A 21,232-nucleotide genomic window follows, 5' to 3' on the forward strand; every position below is an offset into this window, starting at 1 on the left:
CGTTAGCGCGAAGCGAGTTTTTTCGGCGCCCGGCTGGCCATCCGCGACGGCGCTATTCTTTTTACGCTTTTCGCATGGCGCACGATGCAGTTGCCGCCTTTGGCCTTGATACCGGCACACATCGCTTCGGCAGTCTGTGCGTTGCCGAAGCCGATCGCTGCCAGGCGGTAAAGCGTCCGGCCTTTCACGTTGATCCGCGAACTCGCATATTCGAAGCCTTGCAGATCGCTGTTTTTCGATGACAGGATATTCCATGCGCGCTTGGCGCTTTCCGGGGAAGAAAAGGCGCCGAGCTGGACCAGATGGGTGCCCGACGAAGAGCTGACCGTTCTGGCTGTCGGCTGATAGGCAGTTTTCTGCACCACCGGTTTGGTGATGGATTTGGGTTGCACCGCAACTGCTTTTATCGGTTTCGGCGTATCGCTGTTCTCAACGACGAATTTTGGCGAAGATTCGACTGCCGCAGCTTTGGGCCGCACTTTCGATCCAGCGCTGCTGGCTGGCAACGAAACGGATCCCACCTTGATGTTATTTTCTTTTGCCAGAAAGTCGACTTCCTCTTCAGCCGTTGGCGCTGGCCCAATAGCAGGCAGCGGGCTGTCTGCGGCAACGCTGGCAATTTCGCGCGGCTTATCCTGGTCAGCGGCGACTGCCACCTTGGTCGGGGCGTAGCTTTGCTGGAGTGCGAGTTGTACCGGCTGCCCGGGATCATTCGCGACCGGGGTCACGTTGAGGACTGTCGCAACCCGCGTCTGATACGCGCCGGGTCGTGCCATTTGCGCCCATTCCATTACCCGGTCATTGACCGCAGCCGGAGCGACATCCTGGACCGCCATCAGCTTGGCTTCTTTCCAGCGGCCGTCCAACGCGTAAGCAAGTCCGAGGTTTTGACGGGTGCGCGCGGTCACGTTGGATTCGCGGATCGCTTGCTCGAGAACATCAATCGCTGTCTTGCTGTCGCCGGCGAGCGCCAGAGCGAGCCCGTAGTCGGAAGCCGGGATATATTGGCGATTATTGACGATCAGCGCTTTCGCCTGATCGGCCTTGCCCTGGCCCAGTTGCGCCAGGCTCAGGCTGAGAATCGTGCGAGCGTCTGACTTGCCCAGTTCCATGGCGTCCTGAAAGCTGCGTTCGGCCGATGCGAGGCGGCCTGCGGACAGATAGGCCTGACCGAGCAATGCCCGGGTTTCCGGATCGCTGCCATAGCCAGCGACAGAACGCTCTGCATAAGCAATCGCGTCATCCAGATCGCCCTTCTCAAGCGCCTTTTCGGCCTTTTTGGCGTAGGTCGCTGCATCCTTGGCCGTCGCCGGCTTGCTGGACGAGGAAGCGACAGAGCCGCCGCCAAAGGGACCGCAACCGGTCAACATGGTGGTGAACACCATGGAGGAAGCAGCCAGTTTCAAAATCACATCGCGTTTCATGTCTATGCCCTCGCAATAAAAGTCAGTCGTATCCGTTCAAAATTCTCTTCAAGCTCGATTCAGGCCGCTCCACGCGACGGAACGCGTTCGGCCAGGTCGTCCAGTTCAGGGACCGATCTCAAATATTCGTCGAGCGCCCTGGTTACCAATTGTTGCGCCGAGACGTTTTTGACCGCCGAGGCGAGCCGCAATTTCAAATGCCGGTCCGGATCCAGACGAAGGGTGAATGCGGTCTTCGCCTTGCGGCTCCGGGCTGTCGGTTTTTCGTCCTCGTGCCCTTCACTATGGTCCTTGCTGGTTAGGACCGATTGATCCGCTACCGGCACTACTTCCCGTGCGCTCGACAGGGGAACCGGCAGTGCGGTGGCTTCGTCCTTGTCAGAAATGACTGGCTCATCGTCGGCAGGTGTCGCCCCCAATTTGGCCGCAATCTCTTCCTGCTGCTGCCGGACCGATGCGCCCGGATTTAGAATAGCGCCGGCCAAAGGGTTGTGGTGAACATGCGCGACCGGATGCGCGTCATGATCGGGGTCGACGTCATAACCCATATCGTTCCAGCCCAAATCATCATGGGTTTCTTCATCATTATGGGATGAACGGTCGGGAAAGCTTGAAAAGCCCTGACGGCGCATCGCCGGCTTCGCTCCGCCTTTTCGTGCCAGCAAGCTGGATGAAAGAGACGCAAAGGGTTTCTGATCGCTCATTTTGTCAGCCCTTCCCATTACGACCCGACCACCCGGCGGCCAAAAATACTGGCTGGACGATGCATGCCGGGACTCACGTTTTGAGCCACCGCAGGGGCGCTGAAAATCGTCCGACGGAAATTCTTTTCCAGACGATCGTAAATATAGGACCAAAGGTGGGCGATCTCTTCAGCCGATCGACATTTCGGGTCGACCTCCATCACGGTGCGGCCATCGATCATCGAACCGGCATAGTCCGTGCGGTGATGGATTGTAACCGGTGCCACGGTGCCATGCTGCGAAAGGGCGACGGCCGCTTCCGAGGTAATCTTCGCTCTCGGCGTTGCTCCGTTGACAACGAAAAGCAGAGGTTTTCCGGCGCGCTCGCAAAGATCGACGGTCGCGCCGACGGCCCGCAGATCGTGCGGGCTGGGGCGCGTTGGAATAACGATCAGTTCGGCCACCGATATCACGCTCTGGATCGCCATAGTGATGGCCGGCGGGGTGTCGATCACGGCCAGCTTGAAACCCTGTTGGCGCAGTATCGCCAAGTCAGACGCAAGCCGGGAAACGGTGGTTTGCGCGAAAGCTGGCATGTCGGCTTCGCGCTCGTTCCACCAATCCGCCAGAGAACCCTGCGGATCGATATCGATCAGGACAACGGGACCAGCCCCGGCCAATTGTGCTTGCACGGCCAGATGACCCGACAACGTCGTCTTGCCTGAGCCACCCTTTTGCGAAGCCATCGCTAGAACTCGCACGTTCGTCCCCTTGTTCATTCAGGGCAAAAATTGCCCGAAAATTTCTAATCGGGTGCTTTTGTAAAAGAACAGGTCTAAAATAGGGTTAACAAGATCGTCGCAAAAACGGCGGTGGTTAAATTATATTTTACCTTGGTGTGGCAGACAGTTTGCCGAAGAGCGGCCGAGTTTTTGCTAGACTTGCAGAGTCTTGGCGGTTTAGCGTCAACATGATGCTTATCGTGACGTCGTTTAGAAATTGATGACCAAGGAATATTTCATGACAATCACCCATCATTCCGTTGCCTCTTTGCTCGGTATCGCACTGTTGTTGGGATCAGGCCCGGCCTTGGCAGATGTCAAGGCAGGCGTCGATGCGTGGGGACGCGGCGACTTTCAAACCGCGATCAGTGAATGGCGGGGACCTGCCGAAAAAGGCGATGCGGATGCCCAGTTCAATCTCGGCCAAGCCTATAAGCTGGGCCGTGGTGTGCCCCAGGATCTTGTACAGGCGGAAAAATGGTACAAACGGGCCGCAGACCAGGGCCATCTCCAGGCCAGCGACAATTATGGACTGGTGCTGTTTCAGGACAACCGGCGTGCCGAAGCCCTTCCCTATCTACAGGCTTCCGCTCAACGGGGCGAACCCCGGGCGCAATATGTTCTCGGCACCGGTCATTTTAACGGCGACTTCGTGGAAAAGGACTGGGTCAAGGCCTATGCCCTGATGACTCGGGCGTCTGCCCAGCAATTGCCGCAGGCGACCTCCAATCTGGCGCAGATGGACCGCTATATTCCAGTTGAAGACCGGCGGCGGGCGATCGCGCTCGCAGGACAGATGGAGCAGGACGAAAAACGCGTCAGAACTGCGCAGATTGGCGGTCTGAGGACCACGCCGTCGTCCGGTGCCGTGCAAACCGCGCAATTGCCGCCGTCACGGCCTGCAATGCCCGCTCCGGCACCGACTCCAGCGCCAGCACCCGGGCCGATCACGCCCGGCGTGACTTACGCTCCCGCTCCCACTCCCGCACCGTCCCCCGCTCCTGCGGCACCGGTGACGACCACGGCGCCCGTGCGTGCGGCAGCAACCGGGGACTGGCGCGTTCAGCTCGGCGCATTTAGCGATGAGAACAAGGCAAAAAACCTGTGGACCAGTCTCGAACGCAGGATTTCTGCTCTCTCTGGCCTCCAGCCATATCTGGTCAAGGCGGGCGGCATTACCCGGTTACAGGCCGGACCATTTGCCACCAAGGCCCAAGCGGATTCGATGTGCAGCAGTGTCAAAACCGCTGGCAACGACTGTATTACAAAACGGCGCTAGCTGACGCTAATCAGTCACCCACTGGCTGGCACTGATCCCCTGAATATACAGCAGCGCGGTCAGGTTGTTATATCTGATCGCAACATCAGCGGCTGCAGCCGCCTTTGGCTTGGCGTGGTAAGCGACACCCAGGCCCGCCCTTTGCAGCATCGGAATATCATTGGCGCCATCGCCAACCGCGATACACTGGTCGAGACGTAAATTTTGCTCCTGAGCGGCGGCCTGCAGCAATTCATCCTTGCGCGCGGAGTCCACAATCGGCCCATCCAGCGCACCGCTGAGCACGCCGTCACTCTCTCCCAGAACATTGGCATGAAAAGATTGAAAACCAATAGTTTGGGCAACGGGCTTGGCAAACTTTGTAAAACCACCTGATACCAATATGGTCGTCGCACCGCCCTTGACCATGGTTCTGACCAGGGTTTCGGCGCCCGGCATGATCTTGACCCGTTCATCGAGACACTGCTGGATAGCCCCGGTATCAAGGCCTTCGAGCAGCGCCACCCTGCCCCGCAACGCTTCTTCAAAATCGAGTTCGCCCTGCATCGCCCGCTCGGTGATCTTGGCGATTTCGGACTTTATACCCGCGTAATCCGCCAGTTCATCGATACATTCAACCGTGATCATGGTGCTGTCCATGTCGGAGATCAGCAGTTTCTTTACCCGGTTGTCTTCCGGCTGAACCGCGACATCGATTTCGCCCTCAATTGCTTCAAGACTGGCGCGCGCGGCAACCGGGTCCCCTTCAAAGAAAATATCCACCGCACGGTCATCGACGATGTCAGCTTGGCGAACGATGGTCGCGCCCGTAGCATCGAGCGCCACAATTGCTGATTGAATATCTCTCTCATTCAGAGATTCTTTTGCTATGAGCGTCGCGATGAACATGATTTCTCCAAGCCGGGACCGAAATGTTGCCCTGGTCGTCGGACCGACGGCCAGCGGCAAATCCGCCTTGGCATTGGAGATTGCCAAAAAGCAACCCTCGGTAATCATCAATGCCGACAGCGCACAAGTTTACCGGGATCTCCAGATCCTGAGCGCACGGCCAACAGAGTCCGAAATGCAGGGCATTGAGCACCAGTTATTTGGCTATATCGACGGTAGCGAAGCCTGCTCTGCGGCCCGCTGGGCTCATGACGCCAAGACGGCAATCGCAAAAGCCCATCAGCATGACCGGTTGCCAATACTGGTCGGCGGCACCGGATTATATGTCCGGATATTGCTGGAGGGCATTGCACCAATTCCCGAGATCGTCCCGAAAGTCCGGGAGGACATCCGTAAAATGGAAACATTGGAAGCATATCGGAGCCTGCAGGACCTTGATCCCGTTGCGGCGGATCGTCTGAACAGGATGGACAGCACCCGCGTGCAGCGCGCGCTGGAAGTGGTGCGGTCGACGGGTAAACCACTCGATCACTGGCAAAAGAACAAGGTCGGCGGGATTGGTGACGCCATCACGCTGCACCCGCTGGTCCTGCAGCCACCGCGCGACTGGCTGTACGAACGCTGCGACCAACGGTTCGAGGAGATGATCGAGCGGGGTGCGACGGAAGAGGTCCGGCGGTTGATGGCTCGCGATTTGCCGCCTAACCTCCCGGTTATGCGGGCCATCGGCGTGCCGGAAATCGCCGAATGGCTGGCGGGCGACAGCTCCCGCGAAGCCGCTGTCGAGAGGGCGCAGGCCGCGACCAGGCAATATGCGAAGCGCCAATATACCTGGTTCCGCAACCAGAGCCCGCAAGATTGGCCAAGGATCGAAGAGCCACTAAATAACGATTATAGTAATATATTTGAAATATTATTACGTAGTTAGGTCTTGACATAATATATTCAGATATGTAGCGACCCCCGGATTAACAAAGCCTTGCCTATTGCACTGCGGTGCACCATGGCGGGCCGACAGTGCGAAACAGACAGGTAATGGAGCGTGATGTGGCCGAAAAAAGCGGCGCCGATATATTGGTAGAGACCCTGCTGGATCTGGGTGTGGATACCGTTTTCGGCTATCCGGGTGGCGCTGTGCTCCCCATTTATGATGCCCTGTACGAGCATCCCAAGATCAAGCATATTCTGGTCCGCCACGAGCAGGCCGCGACCCACGCCGCGGAAGGCTATGCGCGGTCCACCGGCAAACCGGGTGTTGTTCTGGTCACTTCCGGGCCCGGCGCAACCAACGCCGTCACCGGGATCACCGATGCGTTGATGGACAGCATTCCCATGGTTGTCATCACCGGCCAGGTTGCAACCAACCTGATCGGAACCGATGCGTTCCAGGAAGCCGATACGATCGGCATCACCCGCCACTGCACCAAGCATAATTATCTGGTCAAAAAACCGTCCGATCTGGCTGGTGTGGTCAAGGAAGCCTTTCATATCGCTACGCAAGGCCGTCCCGGCCCGGTCGTCATCGATATTCCGAAAAATGTCCAGGTTGCGGCAGCCGAATTCGCGCCGCACTCCAGCCGTGACAATAGCCGCTATCAGCCCCAGACCGAGGGTGACTTCAAGGCGATCAATAGCGCTGCCGAAATGATCATGAGCGCCAAGGCGCCGGTCCTCTATACGGGCGGCGGCATCATCAACAGCGGGCCAAAGGCTAGCGAAACTCTGCGCGAACTGGCAGAATTGCTCGGCTGTCCGGTTACCTCGACGCTGATGGGCCTTGGGGCCTTCCCAGCCTCTTCCGACAAATGGCTCGGTATGCTCGGTATGCACGGCACGTTTGAAGCCAATATGGCGATGAACAAGGCTGACCTTGTCGTCTGCCTCGGAGCGCGCTTCGACGACCGGATTACGGGCCGGATCGACGCCTTTTCGCCAGGCAGCAAGAAAATTCACGTCGATATTGATCGTTCTTCGATCAACAAGACAATCCGGGTCGACCTGCCGATCGTCGGCGACGTCGGCCGCGTCATGGAACAGCTGATCGCCGTTCTGAAAGGCCGCCGTTTTGCTACACCAGACCATGAAGAATGGTGGTCGCGGATCAAGGGCTGGCGCGCGACCAATTGTCTCGACTATCCTGAAAACAAGCAGGAGATCATGCCACAGCAAGCCATTCGCAGATTGTGGGAGGCAACCCACGAGCGCGAGCCGATCATCACTACCGAAGTCGGTCAGCACCAGATGTGGGCCGCACAGCATTTCGATTTCGAAAGCCCCAACAAATGGCTGACCAGTGGCGGTCTTGGCACCATGGGCTATGGCTTGCCTGCGGCCATTGGCGCGCAATTGGGCAACCCCGACGCCCTGGTGATCGATATTGCCGGCGAGGCGTCGATCCAGATGAATATTCAGGAACTCGGCACCGCCACCCAATACCGGCTTCCGGTGAAGATATTCATCCTCAACAATGAATATATGGGGATGGTACGCCAGTGGCAGGAGCTTACCTATGAAAGCCGCTATTCAAATAGTTACAGCGATAGCTTGCCAGACTTTGTGAAGTTGGCGGAAAGCTACGACTGGACCGGGATCCGGATTGAGAAGCCGGCTGATCTTGATGCCGGGATACAGGAGATGCTCGACACCGACGGCCCTGTGGTGGTCGACTGCCGGGTTTCCAAACTCGCAAATTGCTTCCCGATGATCCCGTCCGGTGCTGCCCATACCGAAATGCTGCTGACCGAAGCAGATGTGAACGGTACGATGGACGACCAAGCAAAGGCTCTTGTCTGATGCATATCCATGAAGAAGCCGTCGAACGCCATGTTCTTGCCGTTCTCGTCGACAATGAAGCCGGGATTTTGGCGCGCATCGCCGGGATGTTTACCGCGCGCGGCTATAATATCGAAAGCCTGACCGTTGCCGATATCAGCGAAGATCACGCAATCAGCCGGATCACCATCGCGACCAATGGTCCGCCGCATGTGATCGAGCAGATCATCGCGCAGCTGGACCGGCTGGTTCCGGTGCACAGCGTGCGCGACCTGACCGAATCCGGTCCCCACGTGCAGCGCGAACTGGCACTGGTAAAAGTCGCCGGCAAGGGCGACAACCGGATCGAAGCGATGCGACTGGCCGACGCCTATCGCGCGCGCATTGTCGATGCCTCCACCGAAAGTTTCATCTTTGAAATCACCGGCGCGCCGGAAAAGATCGAAACATTCGTCGGTCTAATGCGCGAAGTCGGCCTGGTCGAAGTGGGCCGGACCGGTGTGGTTGCGGTTGGACGCGGGCCAAGCGCCAGTTAAACTATTTTCAATTCAAATCACAAAGATACAAAGGACGCCTACATGAAAGTCTATTATGACGCCGATGCCGATCTCAACCTGATCACCGGAAAGAAAATCGCGATCGTCGGTTACGGCAGCCAGGGTCACGCCCACGCCCAGAACCTTCGGGACAGCGGCGTCAAGGATGTCGCCATTGCTCTGCGCGCCGGATCGGCCACCGCGAAAAAAGCCGAATCCGCAGGATTCCAGGTTATGACCAACGAAGAAGCAGCAGCCTGGGCCGATATCGTGATGATCTTGGCACCGGACGAGCATCAGGCGGCTATTTATGCCAATGACTTGCACGACAATATGAAAGAGGGTGCCGCCCTCGCTTTCGCGCATGGCCTCAACATCCATTTCGGCCTGATCGAAGCGCGGCCGGATCTTGACGTGATCATGATTGCTCCAAAAGGCCCTGGCCACACCGTGCGCAGCGAATATCAGCGTGGCGGCGGCGTCCCTTGCCTGATTGCTATCGATCGCGATGTTTCCGGCAATGCGCATGACGTGGCCCTCGCTTATGCCTCCGGTGTTGGTGGCGGTCGCTCCGGCATCATCGAAACCAATTTCCGCGAAGAATGCGAAACCGATCTGTTCGGCGAACAGGCCGTGCTTTGCGGTGGTATCACGCATCTCATCCAGGCCGGCTTCGAAACGCTGACGGAAGCGGGCTATGCTCCGGAAATGGCCTATTTCGAATGTCTGCACGAAACGAAACTGATCGTCGATCTGCTTTATGAAGGCGGCATTGCCAATATGCGCTATTCGATCTCGAACACCGCAGAATATGGCGATATCACAACGGGTCCGAGAATCATCACGGACGAAACCAAGGCGGAGATGAAGCGCGTTCTCGCCGACATCCAGTCAGGCCGTTTCGTGAAGAATTTTGTACTCGACAACCGGGCCGGTCAGCCCGAGCTGAAAGCAGCCCGCAAGGCCGCAGAAGCGCACCCGATCGAGGAAACCGGCGCTCAACTGCGCGCGATGATGCCATGGATTGGTGCCAACAAACTGGTCGACAAAGAAAAGAACTAGGCGAAACGAGCGAGGCGGGCGGCCTTTTCACAGGCCGCCCGATCGCGCGCTTCGGCAAATCTCAACAATTTGTCGGCAACTTCCAGATCGCACTGCTGTGTCAGCCGTTCGACGCTGGCTTTCAGGCTGTCGCCTTCTCCGGCAATTTTGCTGGCCATCGCCCAGCCCGGAAATTGCCGGCGGCTGATCGTCAGGCCGTGCAGCCGCATGATCGCATGATGCCGCCGATCAACTGAAATCCGTGCAAAAGTCGCCTCGACCTCGGCTTGTCCGCCCTCGAGATATTGCAAATAGCGCCGGCTATCGTGGATCAATATGCCGGTGATCCCGTCGCGATCATTGTTGTGCTTGGCCCGCCGCAACAGCGCCTGCACCTCAACGCGATTCATCTCGCGGCTAGGGCTGCTCATGTAAACCAGACAATACAATCTGAAGGTTCCTTCGACGGTTTCGCACACCCGTAGGCCGAAAATCTTAAAATTTTACATCCAGTGGTCCTTCGCTGACCTACATTGATCCGGTGGTCTCAAAAAAAATCATCGCGGTGGTTGATTTATCGACGGGTCTGGATAAAACGCTCCCCATGACGAGGTTAAAAGCTCTCTCGCTGCTACGACTTATACGCCCTTAGGCGTATCAATGCTGCTGCCCGCAAGCCGCAGCGCCCCGCCTAAGGGACGTTTTTCCAACCAATATCAGCAAACCCGCGAATTTGTGCCTTGCGCGCATTTTCCAGCAGCATAAGAGCGAAGTCATGCACAAGAATCCATCGCAAAAATATCGTCCGTTCCAGCAGATTGATCTGCCCAACCGCCAGTGGCCGTCGCGTACCATCGACAAGGCCCCGCGCTGGCTTTCCACCGATTTGCGCGACGGCAATCAGGCGCTGATCGATCCAATGGATGCACAAAAAAAGCAGCGCTTCTTTGACATGCTGGTCAAGATCGGGATCAAGGAGATCGAGGTTGGGTTTCCGTCGGCGGGCGCCACCGATTTTGACTTTATCAGCGGTCTCGTCAAATCCGGAAAAATCCCGGACGACGTGATGGTCCAGGTGCTGACCCAGTCGAGGCGCGATCTGATCGAAACGAGCTTTGCCAGCCTGGAAGGCGCACGAGCTGCCATCGTGCATCTGTACAACGCCGTATCGCCTGCCTGGCGCGACGTCGTATTCCGGCTCGACAAGCAGGGCGTCAAAGATATTGCCCGGGAAGGCGCAACCATTTTGCGCGAACAGGCGGAGAAATATCCCGATACCGACTGGCATTTCGAATATTCACCGGAAACCTTCTCGACTGCAGAGCTGGATTTCAGTCTCGAAGTCGTCGAAGCGGTGATGGAGATTATCGAACCGACCGCAGAAAAGCCTCTGATCCTCAATCTGCCAGCCACTGTGGAAGCGGCGACACCCAATATCTATGCCGATCAGGTGGAGTGGATGTGCACCAATATCAGCAAGCGCGAACATGTGGTGATCAGCCTGCACACGCATAATGACCGCGGCTCCGGCATCGCGGCGTCGGAACTGGGCATGATGGCCGGCGCGGACCGGGTCGAAGGCTGTCTGTTCGGCAATGGCGAACGCACCGGCAATGTCGATCTGGTCACACTGGGCCTGAATCTCTACACGCAAGGCGTTGATCCGGAACTGGATTTCTCCAACATGGACGAGATCGTCAAGACCGTTGAATATTGCAACCAGCTGCCGGTCCCTGCTCGGCATCCCTATGCGGGCGAGTTGGTCTTTACCGCTTTTTCCGGCTCCCATCAGGACGCGATCAAGAAAGGCTTTGCGGCCCAGGAACAGCGCAACGACGAATTGTGGAACGTGCCCTATCTGCCGATCGACCCCCGCGACCTTGGCCGCGACTATGAAGCGGTCATCCGGGTCAACAGCCAGTCCGGCAAGGGCGGTATCGCCTGGATCCTGGAGCAGGATCACGGGTTGAAGCTGCCGAAGCGGCTGCAGGCCAATTTCAGCCGCACGGTGCAGGAACTGGCCGACAAAACAAGCCGGGAACTGTCATCGGAAGACATCTGGGACGCCTTCCGCACACGCTATCATCTCGATGGCAGCGGCCGGTACAGCCTGATCGACTATGACGAGCGCGCGACCGGTGGCGAGCGCATCTTTGTCGGCAAGATCGCCGGCCCTGACGGCGAAATTTCGGTTAGCGGCCGCGGCAACGGCCTGATTTCGAGCGTGGTCGACGCCGTGTCTTCGGCGCTGGGCGTTTCGCTGGAGATCGTCGACTATAGCGAACATGCGCTGGGCTCCGGCAAGGACGCGCAGGCGGCGGCCTATATCCAGTGCCAGACCGGTGACGGCAGAGAATTTTATGGGGTCGGCATCAACAGCGACGTCGCCACCGCCTCGGTTGAGGCACTGCTCAGCGCGGTCAACCGAGTTTAAGCAGCCAATTAAATTAACAGTAGAAAATGCCACCGTATTGCGTAATGCGGTGGCATCGTTTTTTTAATTGGGGGTTCCATGACTTTACCAGCCATTTTCGACAATCTTCGCCTGCCGCTTATCGGTTCCCCCCTGTTCATCGTCTCGGGACCGGAACTGGTCATTGCCCAGTGCAAGGCCGGAATCGTTGGCAGCTTCCCTGCCCTCAACGCGCGTCCGCAGAGCCTGCTGGATGAATGGCTGCATCAGATTACAGAGGAACTGGCTGCATGGAACCGCGACAATCCGGACAAGCCGGCCGCTCCGTTCGCAGTCAATCAGATTGTTCACAAGTCGAATGACCGTCTGGATCTGGATATGGCGACCTGCGCCAAATGGAAGGTGCCGATTGTCATAACATCGCTCGGCGCGATTGAAGACCTGAACACCGCGGTCAAAGGCTGGGGCGGCATCACGCTTCACGATATTATCAACAACCGCTTTGCCCACAAGGCCATCGAAAAAGGCGCAACCGGCCTCATTCCGGTTGCGGCTGGGGCTGGTGGCCATGCCGGGACCCTGTCTCCCTTTGCCTTGATGCAGGAGATCCGCGAGTGGTTTGACGGCCCCGTGGCACTCTCCGGTTCTATCGGCAATGGCGCGTCCATTCTGGCGGCGCAGGCGATGGGCGCCGATCTTGGCTATGCTGGCTCTGCTTTCATTGCGACGAAAGAGGCCAATGCGGACCAAGGGTACAAAGAAGGCATTGTCGAAGGCCAGGCGTCGGATATCGTCTATTCCGACCTGTTTACCGGCGTGAAGGGCAATTATCTGCGCCAGTCGATCGAAAATGCCGGTCTCGATCCCGACAATCTGCCGCAGGGCGATTACAAGACGATGAACTTCGGGTCCGGTGGCAATACCGAGAAAAAGGCCTGGAAAGATATCTGGGGCTGCGGTCAAGGCATCGGCCTGATCAAAGATGTGATGAGCGTCCAGGATATGGTCGACCAGTTTACCCGTGAATATCGGGACGCGCGGGAGAGTTTGAAAGACCGCTTCAACTATTGAGCAGACGAAGACAGCGCTGACTGATCCTGTTCCTGGCCAGCAACGCTGTTCAGCCGCTAACCATATGTGCCAAAACTGTCTCGATTCCGGACATTCGGCCCAATTCGTGTAAATTCATGTCGATCGTGACACGATTTCCGACATTTTATCGCTTTAAATAAGGTAAACCTAATTGAAACCGTGCTTTCCACGCATAGCGTTACCTTGTGCCCTGACCGAGGGTCATAGCGAAAGGTTATATTTTTGGCTGTTGTTGCTGTATATAATTCCAAAGGAGGCGTCGGCAAATCCACGTTTGCGATCAATCTCGCTTGGGAATCGGTTCAGCAAGGCCATCGAACATTACTTTGGGAACTGGACGAACAAGGGGATAGCAGCTGGATCCTCTCTCCAGACGATAGAGTGAATTGCACGACCAATGCGAAACAGTTCGTACTCGGGTCGCGAAACATATTGCAGCAAATCCATCCGAGCAAATTCTCCGGCCTGAGCTTGCTCGATGGCGATCCCAATATCCGGGCGACCGAAAATTTTCTGGTCCTGTTTGCCCGGCAGCAACAGCTTTCAAAATTATTCGCCGAGCTTGAGCAAAATTACGACGTAATCATACTGGATTGCGCCCCGGGCTTCAGCGATGCCAATCGCAAGGTGATGCTGTTCGCGCATCTTGTCGTGGTGCCCGTCATCCCGTCCCCGCTGGCGGTTAGGGGACTGGGCAAGATCCGGAAATTCATGACGCTGCATCGGGGCCACCACGCCCCCATCTTGCCGGTCTTTTCAATGGTCGATCGCCGCCGAAAAATGCACAATCTATCGCTAAACGAAAATCCGGATTGGCCCGTCATCGACATGGCCAGCGAAGTCGAACAGATGACTCACCGGAAATTGCCGATCGGTTCGTTTGCCCCGAACAGCCGCAGCGGTCTGTCATTTGGCCGATTATGGCGAGGAATCGAAAGAAAATTGTTCGAAATGCGAGTCTTGAGAACCAAAGTTGACGATCCCGCCAGATCCGCAAGTTAGCGAATCCTTCCGCAGGAGCCTTGTCACATTTCTCCGCGCTCGCGTCTCAGCGCGAACCATTTTTCGACATTGGCATTATGCTCTTCCAGCGTTTCCGCAAACACATGTCCGCCCTTGCCGTCAGCGACAAAATAGAGGGCTTTGGTTTTTGCTGGGTTCAGAACCGCTTCGATTGATGCGCGACCGGGATTGGCGATCGGCCCTTTTGGCAAGCCAACCATGGCATAGGTATTATAGTCATTGACCTGCGCTATCTCCGATTGCCGGATCCGTCGGCCCAAAGGTTTGCCCCGGGTGATTGGATAGATAATAGTCGGGTCTGCCTGAAGCATCATATTCTTGCGTATCCGGTTGCTGTACACACCGGCAACTGTTGGCCGTTCGCGCGCCAAAGCGGTTTCCTTCTCGACAATCGCGGCCAAAATAACCGCTTCTCGAGGAGTTTTCACAACCGTATTGGGCGAGCGTTTTGGCCACAATTCTGCAAGCGTATCCTTCATCGCCTTTTGCATGCGCAGCAAGACAGCTGCTCGTTGTTCGCCGCGTTCGAAGCTGTAGCTGTCCGGCAGAATCGACCCTTCGGCCGGCACCGGAATATCTCCCTTGAGCAGATCTTCGGCCATCAGTTTTTCATAAACGATGATCGATGGCGTGCCTTCGGGTATCGTGATCAGACGCTGAACCGACTTGCCGCCCTGCAGAATATCCAGAATGAGCGCGTTGCTGGCACCAGCGGGGATTTCAAATTCGCCGGCCTTGATCGGCTCCGCTCCGCCCAGAATTTTTGCCCGCATCAGGAATGCATCAGCGGATTTGATCACCCCTTCCGATTCCATCACGTCCGCAGCCATGGCGAGACTCGAACCCGACTTAATCACTAGCATCCGCGGATGTTCAAGCGGGCCGCTGGCGTTCCAGCCATAGAGAAAATTTCCTGCCAGAAAGACTGCAATAACCGCCCCCGCTACCAATATCAGGCAACCGAGACGTCGGATCATGCTAGATCGCCTTCATAATGATACTGGCGTTGGTTCCGCCAAAGCCGAAGCTGTTGCTCAGCACCGCCTTCACTTCGCGCTTCTTGGCAAAATGAGGGACCAGATCCACGCCTTCACAGCCTTCATCGGGATTGTCGAGATTGAGCGTTGGCGGCACAATCTGATCGCGCAAAGCCAGGATGCAGAAAATGCCCTCAACCGCGCCCGCGCCACCAAGCAGATGGCCGATCGCAGATTTGGTCGAACTCATCGACATCGTCTTGAGATCGTCTCCGAACAACCGCTTGACCGCAGCGAGTTCGATCGTGTCCGCCATCGTCGATGTGCCGTGCGCATTCACATAGTCGATATCAGCCGTGGTCAGGCCAGAGCGCTTCAGCGCCATTTCCATCGACCGGTAAGCACCGGTTCCGTCCGGGTGCGGGGCAGTGACATGATAGGCATCGCCGGACATGCCGTAGCCGATTACTTCGCAATAGATTTTGGCTCCGCGCGCCTTGGCATGTTCATATTCTTCCAGAACAACAACGCCTGCGCCCTCGCCCATGACAAAGCCGTCGCGATCCTTGTCATAGGGACGCGATGCGGCGGTGGGATCATCATTGCGTTTGGTAGACAGTGCCTTGGCCTGCGCGAAACCGGCAATGCCGATCGGGCAGATGGTTGCCTCCGCTCCGCCGGCCAGCATGACATCGGCATCATCCAGTGCGATCATCCGCGCGGCATCACCGATACTGTGGGCGCCAGTTGAGCAGGCGGTCACCACGGCATGATTGGGGCCCATCAGGCCATATTTGATCGAAACCTGACCAGAAATCAGGTTAATCAGCCGACCATGGACAAAATGTGGGCTGACCCGGCCAGGACCGCGTTCGTGCAGGACGATGGACTCTTTTTCGATTCCCGGCAGGCCGCCAATACCGGAACCGATCGAACAACCAGCGCGATATTTCTGTTCCTCGGTCATATCCGTGAGACCGGCATCTTCGAGCGCCTGGCCTGCGGCGTCGATACCGTAAACAATGAAGGGGTCGACCTGACGCTGAACCTTGTGGTCGACGCGCAGGTTCGGATCAAAGCCATATTCATGGTCCGCCGGCTTGACCTCGCAGGCGATATGGCATTTTTGATCGGAAGCATCGAAGCGCGTGATCTTGCCCGCACCCGACTTCGAAGCAAGAATATTGCTCCAGGTCGTCTCTACATCCCCGCCCAGCGGCGTTACCAGGCCCATTCCGGTTACAACTACACGGCGCATATCATGCCTCTCCCTACGGACTTACCCTGCCCGAAATCAAAAACGGCCACCGGTTCAGGACATTCCTCCCGGGCCGGTGAGCCGCTCTGCTGTCTGTCAGCGATCATTGGCCCGAGGCGCGCCGTTTCCTGGCAACACCTCAAAATCCATTAACCCTTGTGTTTGTCGATGAAATCGATGGCGTCTTTGACGGTCGCGATTTTTTCGGCGGCATCATCAGGGATTTCAACGCTGAATTCTTCTTCAAACGCCATTACCAGCTCAACGATGTCGAGGCTGTCGGCGCCGAGATCGTCGATGAAAGCAGCTTCTTCGGTCACTTTGTCGGCTTCAACACCCAGATGCTCAACAACGATCTTTTTTACGCGTTCTGCAGTCTCACTCATGAGAGGTCCTTTTTGTTACGAATTAATTTCCATTTCGTCCTAGTGCGGTGGCGCGCGGCTTGCAAGTGTCCGTGAAGTCGAAATCGCACCGAACATCATGTTTTTGGCGGCAGGTTCAGGAAATCATCGCCATACCGCCGTTTACGTGCAGCGTCTGGCCGGTGACATACGCGGCCTCCTGACTGGCCAAATAGACGACGGCAGCGCCGATATCGTCACCACTGCCCATTTTCCCTGCGGGAATCTTGCGGTTAATCTCGTCCTTCTGCGCATCAGTCAGCGCGTCGGTCATCGGCGATTCAATGAATCCCGGCGCGACGCAATTCACCGTGATGCCGCGAGCCGCCAGTTCCTGCGCCAATGCCTTGGACATACCGACCAGCCCCGCCTTGGACGCCACATAATTGGCTTGCCCCGGATTGCCTGTCGCACCGACCACGGAACTGATAGAGATGATACGGCCATGGCGCGCCTTCATCATTGGCCTTGCGGCTGCCCGAATGAGGCGAAAAGCCGACTCCAGATTGACGCGAATGACATCGGAGAAATCTTCGTCCGACATGCGCATGGTCAGCCCGTCCCGGGTAATCCCGGCATTGTTCACCAGAATGTCCAGTTTACCAAGCTTGGCGACCGTGTCCGGCACCAGGGCGTCAACCTCTTCCGCTTTGGACAGATCGCAGGGCATCACAATATGGCCATCACCGGGCATTTCGGGGATCATTTCCATCAACACGTGGCGGCGCGTACCGGACAACGCAATCGTTGCGCCCTGCGCGGCCAGAGATTTCGCGATCGCCGAGCCGATTCCGCCGGAGGCTCCGGTCACCAGAGCGGTCATCCCGCTTAAATCAAACATTCCCAATTCCTCCCAAATTTCAACGCTATAGAATAGAGTGTTCGGCCCACTAAAGGCTCTTCAAAAAAGCCTCGATATCGGCCATCGAAACGAGGCTCACGGTTTCCGCATCGGGCGCAATGCGGCCGACCATACCGGTGAGAACCTTGCCGCCAAACTCGACAAATTGCTGAACGCCGGACTCCGCCATATTACCGACTGATTCACGCCAGCGTACGGTTCCGGTGACCTGCTGCACCAGCAGATCGCGAATCTCGTCCACGTCTGAAACCGCTCCGGCCGTGACATTAGCGAAGAGGGGTACCAGCGGCGGCAATATCGTGGCTTCCGCCAGCGCTTCTTCCATGGCTTCCGCGGCGGGGGCCATCAAAGAGCAATGAAATGGCGCCGACACGGGCAGCAATATGCCCCGCTTGATGCCATGTTCTTTTGCTGAAGCAATGGCGCGTTCGATGGCGCCGATGTGGCCGGAGATCACCACCTGAGTCGGATCATTGTCGTTCGCCACCGTGCATATTTCGCCTTGTGACGATGCGTTGGCGAGCGCCGACGCCTTCTTGATGTCGGCGCCCAGCAACGCCGCCATGCCGCCCTCGCCTACCGGCACCGCTTTCTGCATCGAAAGGCCGCGCAGCTTCAGCAGTTCGGCCGTGGTCGTCAGGTTCAGCGCACCGGCTGCGCACAGCGCGCTATATTCACCAAGGCTATGTCCGGCGACATAGGTACATAGCTCATCTAGGGGCTGGCCGCTTTCCTTTTCCATCACACGCAGCGTTGCAACAGCATTGGCCATGATTGCCGGCTGGGCATTTTCGGTCAGCGTCAGCTCATCCGATGGGCCTTCACACATCAACTTGAACAAGTCCTGCTCCAGCGCGTGATCGACTTCTTCGAAAACTTCACGAGCGGTGCTACTGGCTTCGGCGAGCGCCTTGCCCATGCCCACCGCCTGGCTACCCTGACCCGGAAAAATAAATGCACGCATGACGACCCCCTAGTTGCAAATTATGGACCGGAATTAGGGACGATTGACCGGTCATGCAAGCGTCGCTGTCGCGCGGCAAAGCCATTGCGTATTTTTAATCGTCTGATTAAGCCTCTTGCATGACTGATGATATGTTCCAGGAAAAGCTCTCCGCATATTGTGCCAAAACTTTCGGGCAAGGCGGTAAACTCACGGACGTTCAACGACTGTCGGGCGGCGCGAGCATGGAAAGCTGGGCGTTCGCTTATGGTGGGGAAGACTATGTTCTCCGCCGCCTCCCGACCGGGCTGTCGCCGGATGACGACGGTTTGCGCGGCGTCCCCCTGGCCACGCAGGCGGATGTCATCGAGCTCGCCCGAAGTGCCGGAGTAACCGCCCCGGAGGTGCGTGGGCGGCTGAAACCGGAGGATGATCTCGGCGAAGGTTTCATCATGACCAAGGCCGAGGGTGAGACCCTGCCCCACAAGATTCTTGGCAATCCGGAATTTGCGGAGGCGGAGAGTCGCCTGACCACCCAGTGCGCACAAGAACTGGCTGCGATCCACCGGATCGAGATGAACCCGCTGCTCCAGTCGCTGGAATATTTTTCACCCGCAGAACTGATCGGTTTGCAGAAAGATAAATATCACGAAATCGGCGGCCAGATTCCGATCTATGAATATGCCTTTCACTGGCTGGAACAAAATGCGCCTGACGCCAGCGACAAATATCTGGTGCACGGCGATTTCCGGATGGGCAATCTGATGATCGACCGCCAGGGCCTGTCCGCTGTGCTCGACTGGGAACTGGTCCGGTTGGGCGATCCGGTGCAGGATCTGGCCTATCTGTGCACACCAAGCTGGCGCTTTGGCCATTATGAGAAGGAAGCGGGCGGTTTTGACAGCGCCGAATCCTTCCTGACTGCGTATGCCGAAGCGAGCGGGACAGCGGTCGATCCGGAACGCTTTCGCTTCTGGCTGATATATTCGACTCTCTGGTGGGGTGTGGCCTGCATGGTGATGGGCCAAATCTGGCGCAGTCATGGCGATCGATCGCTGGAACGGACGGTCATCGGTCGCCGGGTGTCAGAGGTCGAGATTGATCTCGCTCTGCTGTTCGAAGAGATTCTGCCCGAAACAATATCCGGTCCGCTCGACTGGTCGATCCCCGATCAGGCAGACGAAACTGGCGAGACCGGATATGGCGAGTTGTTGACGGCGCTTGAGGAATGGAACGCGAAGCAAGTGCTGCCCGGTCTGCAGGGGCATGACAAATTCCAGTCCCGCGTCGCCGGCAACGCACTGGGCATTGCGCGGCGGCAGGCGGAATGGGCCCCCCTATATCGCGAAGCTGCCGAGGCCCGGCTCGCGGCTATCGGTTGTGATCATCGACAACTTTGCAACGGACTTTCACAAGGCAAGATTGCGGCAACTCGTCCGGGGGTCTGGGACCATCTGCGGCTGTCCGCGCTCGAAAGGCTGTCGATAGATCAGCCCAAATATGTCGGCCTCAAGGTCGCGCTCAGTAAATGGAGAAGCACATGACCAATTTTGAAATTCCGCAGGAAATAGAAGATTATCTGGATGTGCTGGACGCCTTTATTGAAGACAAGATCAAGCCGATCGAGCAGCGCGATGACAATATCCGCTTCTTCGATCACCGCCGCGAAGATGCACGCACCAACTGGGACAACCAGGGCCTGCCGACCGAGGAATGGGAGGCGTTGCTGGTCGAGATGCGCAAGACTGCCGATGCGGCCGGCCATTACCGTTACGCCCTGCCCAAGGAGTTCGGCGGCCAGGATGGCACCAATCTCGGCATGGCGCGAATCCGCGAACATCTGGCGCACAAGGGACTGGGCCTGCACAACGATCTGCAGAACGAGAATTCGATCGTCGGCAATCTGGTGCAGCCGCTGATGCTGCGCGACTTTGGTACCGAGCAGCAGAAAAACGACTATATTCCTGAAATGCTCGCCGGGCGCATGGGCTGGTGCTTTGGCCTGACCGAAAAGGATCACGGCTCTGACGCCACCTGGATGGACACCACGGCGGTGCGGGAAACCCGGGACGGCGTCGACGGCTGGCTGATCAACGGCAACAAGATGTGGACCACCGGGCTGCACAAGGCTTCGCACGTGATGACTTTTGCCCGGCACAGCGGCAAGGATGGCGATGCCAAGGGGATCGGCTGTTTCATCGTGCCGGTGGATGCTGAAGGCTTCGAGATCGGCGAATATATGTGGACATTCAACATGCCCACCGATCACCCGAAATGTTCCTACACCAATGTCTGGGTCCCCGCCGATGCCGTGCTGGGCGATCTCGACATGGGTCTGGCCTGTGCGCAGCATTTCGTGCACGAGAACCGGATACGGCAAGCTGCTTCCTCACTCGGCGCGGCGCAATATTGCATTGATGAATCAGTGAAATATGCGGGCGAGCGCAAGCCATTTGGCAAACCATTATCCGTCAATCAGGCTATTCAGTTTCCATTGGTCGAACTGCACACCGAAGCGGCCATGCTCCGGCAGCTAATCTACGCGACCGCCGCGAAGATGGACACCATGCCGAAACCCGACGTCGCCAAATATCTCTCGGCGCAGGTATCGATGTGCAACTATCGGGCAAACCGGCTGTGCTGCGATGCCGCCGACCGGGCGATGCAGGTTCACGGCGGGATGGGCTATTCGCGCCACAAGCCGTTCGAGCATATTTACCGGCATCACCGTCGCTACCGGATCACGGAAGGCGCGGAAGAAATCCAGATGCGCAAGATTGGCGGCGATATGTTCGGCTTTCTGGGACGTAAAAAATAGCGACCCAGCGAGCGCAGTCGACGATGTGCGAGAATGC

At 57.3% G+C, this 21,232-nt stretch carries 20 protein-coding genes; 10 read left to right on the forward strand and 10 right to left on the reverse strand.

All coding sequences use genetic code 11. From position 1 onward, the window contains the following. Window positions 1–2: 2 nt before the first annotated feature. Genes ACN0WW_RS09770 through ACN0WW_RS09780 form a run of 3 tightly spaced genes read right to left on the reverse strand, consistent with a single transcriptional unit; the run spans window position 3 to window position 2,868 of the window. Window positions 3–1,424: an SPOR domain-containing protein gene (locus tag ACN0WW_RS09770; RefSeq protein ID WP_417611898.1), complete on the reverse strand. Its 1,422-nt coding sequence runs from the start codon at window positions 1,422–1,424 to the stop codon at window positions 3–5. A 59-nt stretch (window positions 1,425–1,483) separates the two neighbouring features. Further along, window positions 1,484–2,128, reverse strand: a complete 645-nt coding sequence (locus tag ACN0WW_RS09775) for a hypothetical protein (RefSeq protein ID WP_417611900.1) — start codon at window positions 2,126–2,128, stop codon at window positions 1,484–1,486. A gap of 17 nt (window positions 2,129–2,145) precedes the next feature. Beyond that, window positions 2,146–2,868 carry an AAA family ATPase gene (locus ACN0WW_RS09780; RefSeq protein WP_417611902.1) on the reverse strand — a complete coding sequence of 241 codons (723 nt, stop codon included), beginning with the start codon at window positions 2,866–2,868 and terminating at the stop codon, window positions 2,146–2,148. 259 nt (window positions 2,869–3,127) lie between these two features. On the opposite strand from ACN0WW_RS09780, the gene ACN0WW_RS09785 reads away from it, so the two are divergent. Then, complete coding sequence (locus ACN0WW_RS09785; RefSeq protein WP_417611904.1) at window positions 3,128–4,168, forward strand: SPOR domain-containing protein; 1,041 nt, start codon at window positions 3,128–3,130, stop codon at window positions 4,166–4,168. 6 nt (window positions 4,169–4,174) lie between these two features. Here the strand turns inward: ACN0WW_RS09785 and serB are convergent, their stop codons facing one another. Further along, the gene (gene serB, locus ACN0WW_RS09790) at window positions 4,175–5,056 is read right to left on the reverse strand and encodes a phosphoserine phosphatase SerB (RefSeq protein ID WP_417611906.1); all 882 of its coding nucleotides are present in this window, start codon (window positions 5,054–5,056) and stop codon (window positions 4,175–4,177) included. On the opposite strand from serB, the gene miaA reads away from it, so the two are divergent. The 4 genes from miaA (at window position 5,049) to ilvC (ending at window position 9,426) form a co-directional block, all read left to right on the forward strand. Further along, complete coding sequence (gene miaA, locus ACN0WW_RS09795; RefSeq protein WP_417611908.1) at window positions 5,049–5,984, forward strand: tRNA (adenosine(37)-N6)-dimethylallyltransferase MiaA; 936 nt, start codon at window positions 5,049–5,051, stop codon at window positions 5,982–5,984. The two genes, serB and miaA, sit on opposite strands and share 8 nt — an antisense overlap. Window positions 5,985–6,103: 119 nt before the next feature. Further along, window positions 6,104–7,849: an acetolactate synthase 3 large subunit gene (locus ACN0WW_RS09800; RefSeq protein WP_417611910.1), complete on the forward strand. Its 1,746-nt coding sequence runs from the start codon at window positions 6,104–6,106 to the stop codon at window positions 7,847–7,849. Further along, on the forward strand, window positions 7,849–8,364 hold the full coding sequence (gene ilvN / locus ACN0WW_RS09805; protein WP_417611912.1) for an acetolactate synthase small subunit: 516 nt from the start codon (window positions 7,849–7,851) through the stop codon (window positions 8,362–8,364). Before ACN0WW_RS09800 ends, ilvN begins: the two co-directional genes overlap by 1 nt. A 42-nt stretch (window positions 8,365–8,406) precedes the next feature. Then, window positions 8,407–9,426 carry a ketol-acid reductoisomerase gene (ilvC, locus tag ACN0WW_RS09810; RefSeq protein ID WP_417611914.1) on the forward strand — a complete coding sequence of 340 codons (1,020 nt, stop codon included), beginning with the start codon at window positions 8,407–8,409 and terminating at the stop codon, window positions 9,424–9,426. Here the strand turns inward: ilvC and ACN0WW_RS09815 are convergent. Beyond that, window positions 9,423–9,884 (reverse strand): BLUF domain-containing protein, encoded by a 462-nt coding sequence (locus ACN0WW_RS09815; RefSeq protein ID WP_417611916.1) that lies wholly within the window; start codon window positions 9,882–9,884, stop codon window positions 9,423–9,425. The two genes, ilvC and ACN0WW_RS09815, sit on opposite strands and share 4 nt — an antisense overlap. A 296-nt stretch (window positions 9,885–10,180) precedes the next feature. Here ACN0WW_RS09815 and leuA point away from each other — a divergent pair, with 296 nt between their 5' ends. From leuA to ACN0WW_RS09830, 3 genes are all read left to right on the forward strand, one after another. Next, window positions 10,181–11,839 carry a 2-isopropylmalate synthase gene (leuA, locus tag ACN0WW_RS09820; RefSeq protein WP_417611918.1) on the forward strand — a complete coding sequence of 553 codons (1,659 nt, stop codon included), beginning with the start codon at window positions 10,181–10,183 and terminating at the stop codon, window positions 11,837–11,839. A gap of 78 nt (window positions 11,840–11,917) precedes the next feature. Then, window positions 11,918–12,889, forward strand: a complete 972-nt coding sequence (locus tag ACN0WW_RS09825; RefSeq protein ID WP_417611920.1) for an NAD(P)H-dependent flavin oxidoreductase — start codon at window positions 11,918–11,920, stop codon at window positions 12,887–12,889. Between the two features lie 243 nt (window positions 12,890–13,132). Further along, window positions 13,133–13,912 carry a ParA family protein gene (locus tag ACN0WW_RS09830; RefSeq protein WP_417611922.1) on the forward strand — a complete coding sequence of 260 codons (780 nt, stop codon included), beginning with the start codon at window positions 13,133–13,135 and terminating at the stop codon, window positions 13,910–13,912. Window positions 13,913–13,935: 23 nt separating this feature from the next. Here ACN0WW_RS09830 and mltG read toward each other — a convergent pair whose 3' ends face one another. The 5 genes from mltG to fabD form a co-directional block, all read right to left on the reverse strand. Then, the gene (gene mltG, locus ACN0WW_RS09835) at window positions 13,936–14,907 is read right to left on the reverse strand and encodes an endolytic transglycosylase MltG (RefSeq protein WP_417612141.1); all 972 of its coding nucleotides are present in this window, start codon (window positions 14,905–14,907) and stop codon (window positions 13,936–13,938) included. A gap of 4 nt (window positions 14,908–14,911) precedes the next feature. Then, window positions 14,912–16,168 (reverse strand): beta-ketoacyl-ACP synthase II, encoded by a 1,257-nt coding sequence (gene fabF / locus ACN0WW_RS09840; protein ID WP_417611924.1) that lies wholly within the window; start codon window positions 16,166–16,168, stop codon window positions 14,912–14,914. 149 nt (window positions 16,169–16,317) lie between these two features. After that, entirely contained in the window at window positions 16,318–16,554 is a 237-nt protein-coding gene (locus ACN0WW_RS09845) for an acyl carrier protein (RefSeq protein ID WP_417611926.1), read from the reverse strand. Between the two features lie 115 nt (window positions 16,555–16,669). After that, window positions 16,670–17,413 carry a 3-oxoacyl-[acyl-carrier-protein] reductase gene (fabG, locus tag ACN0WW_RS09850; protein ID WP_417611928.1) on the reverse strand — a complete coding sequence of 248 codons (744 nt, stop codon included), beginning with the start codon at window positions 17,411–17,413 and terminating at the stop codon, window positions 16,670–16,672. A 49-nt stretch (window positions 17,414–17,462) separates the two neighbouring features. Continuing rightward, window positions 17,463–18,398 carry an ACP S-malonyltransferase gene (gene fabD, locus ACN0WW_RS09855; RefSeq protein ID WP_417611930.1) on the reverse strand — a complete coding sequence of 312 codons (936 nt, stop codon included), beginning with the start codon at window positions 18,396–18,398 and terminating at the stop codon, window positions 17,463–17,465. A gap of 119 nt (window positions 18,399–18,517) precedes the next feature. On the opposite strand from fabD, the gene ACN0WW_RS09860 reads away from it, so the two are divergent. Continuing rightward, entirely contained in the window at window positions 18,518–19,921 is a 1,404-nt protein-coding gene (locus ACN0WW_RS09860) for a phosphotransferase family protein (RefSeq protein ID WP_417611932.1), read from the forward strand. Further along, window positions 19,918–21,195: an acyl-CoA dehydrogenase family protein gene (locus ACN0WW_RS09865; protein ID WP_417611934.1), complete on the forward strand. Its 1,278-nt coding sequence runs from the start codon at window positions 19,918–19,920 to the stop codon at window positions 21,193–21,195. The genes ACN0WW_RS09860 and ACN0WW_RS09865 overlap by 4 nt, the downstream gene beginning before the upstream one ends. Window positions 21,196–21,232 lie beyond the last annotated feature (37 nt).

The organism is Parasphingorhabdus sp. (genome assembly GCF_048269865.1).
Classification (GTDB): domain Bacteria; phylum Pseudomonadota; class Alphaproteobacteria; order Sphingomonadales; family Sphingomonadaceae; genus Parasphingorhabdus.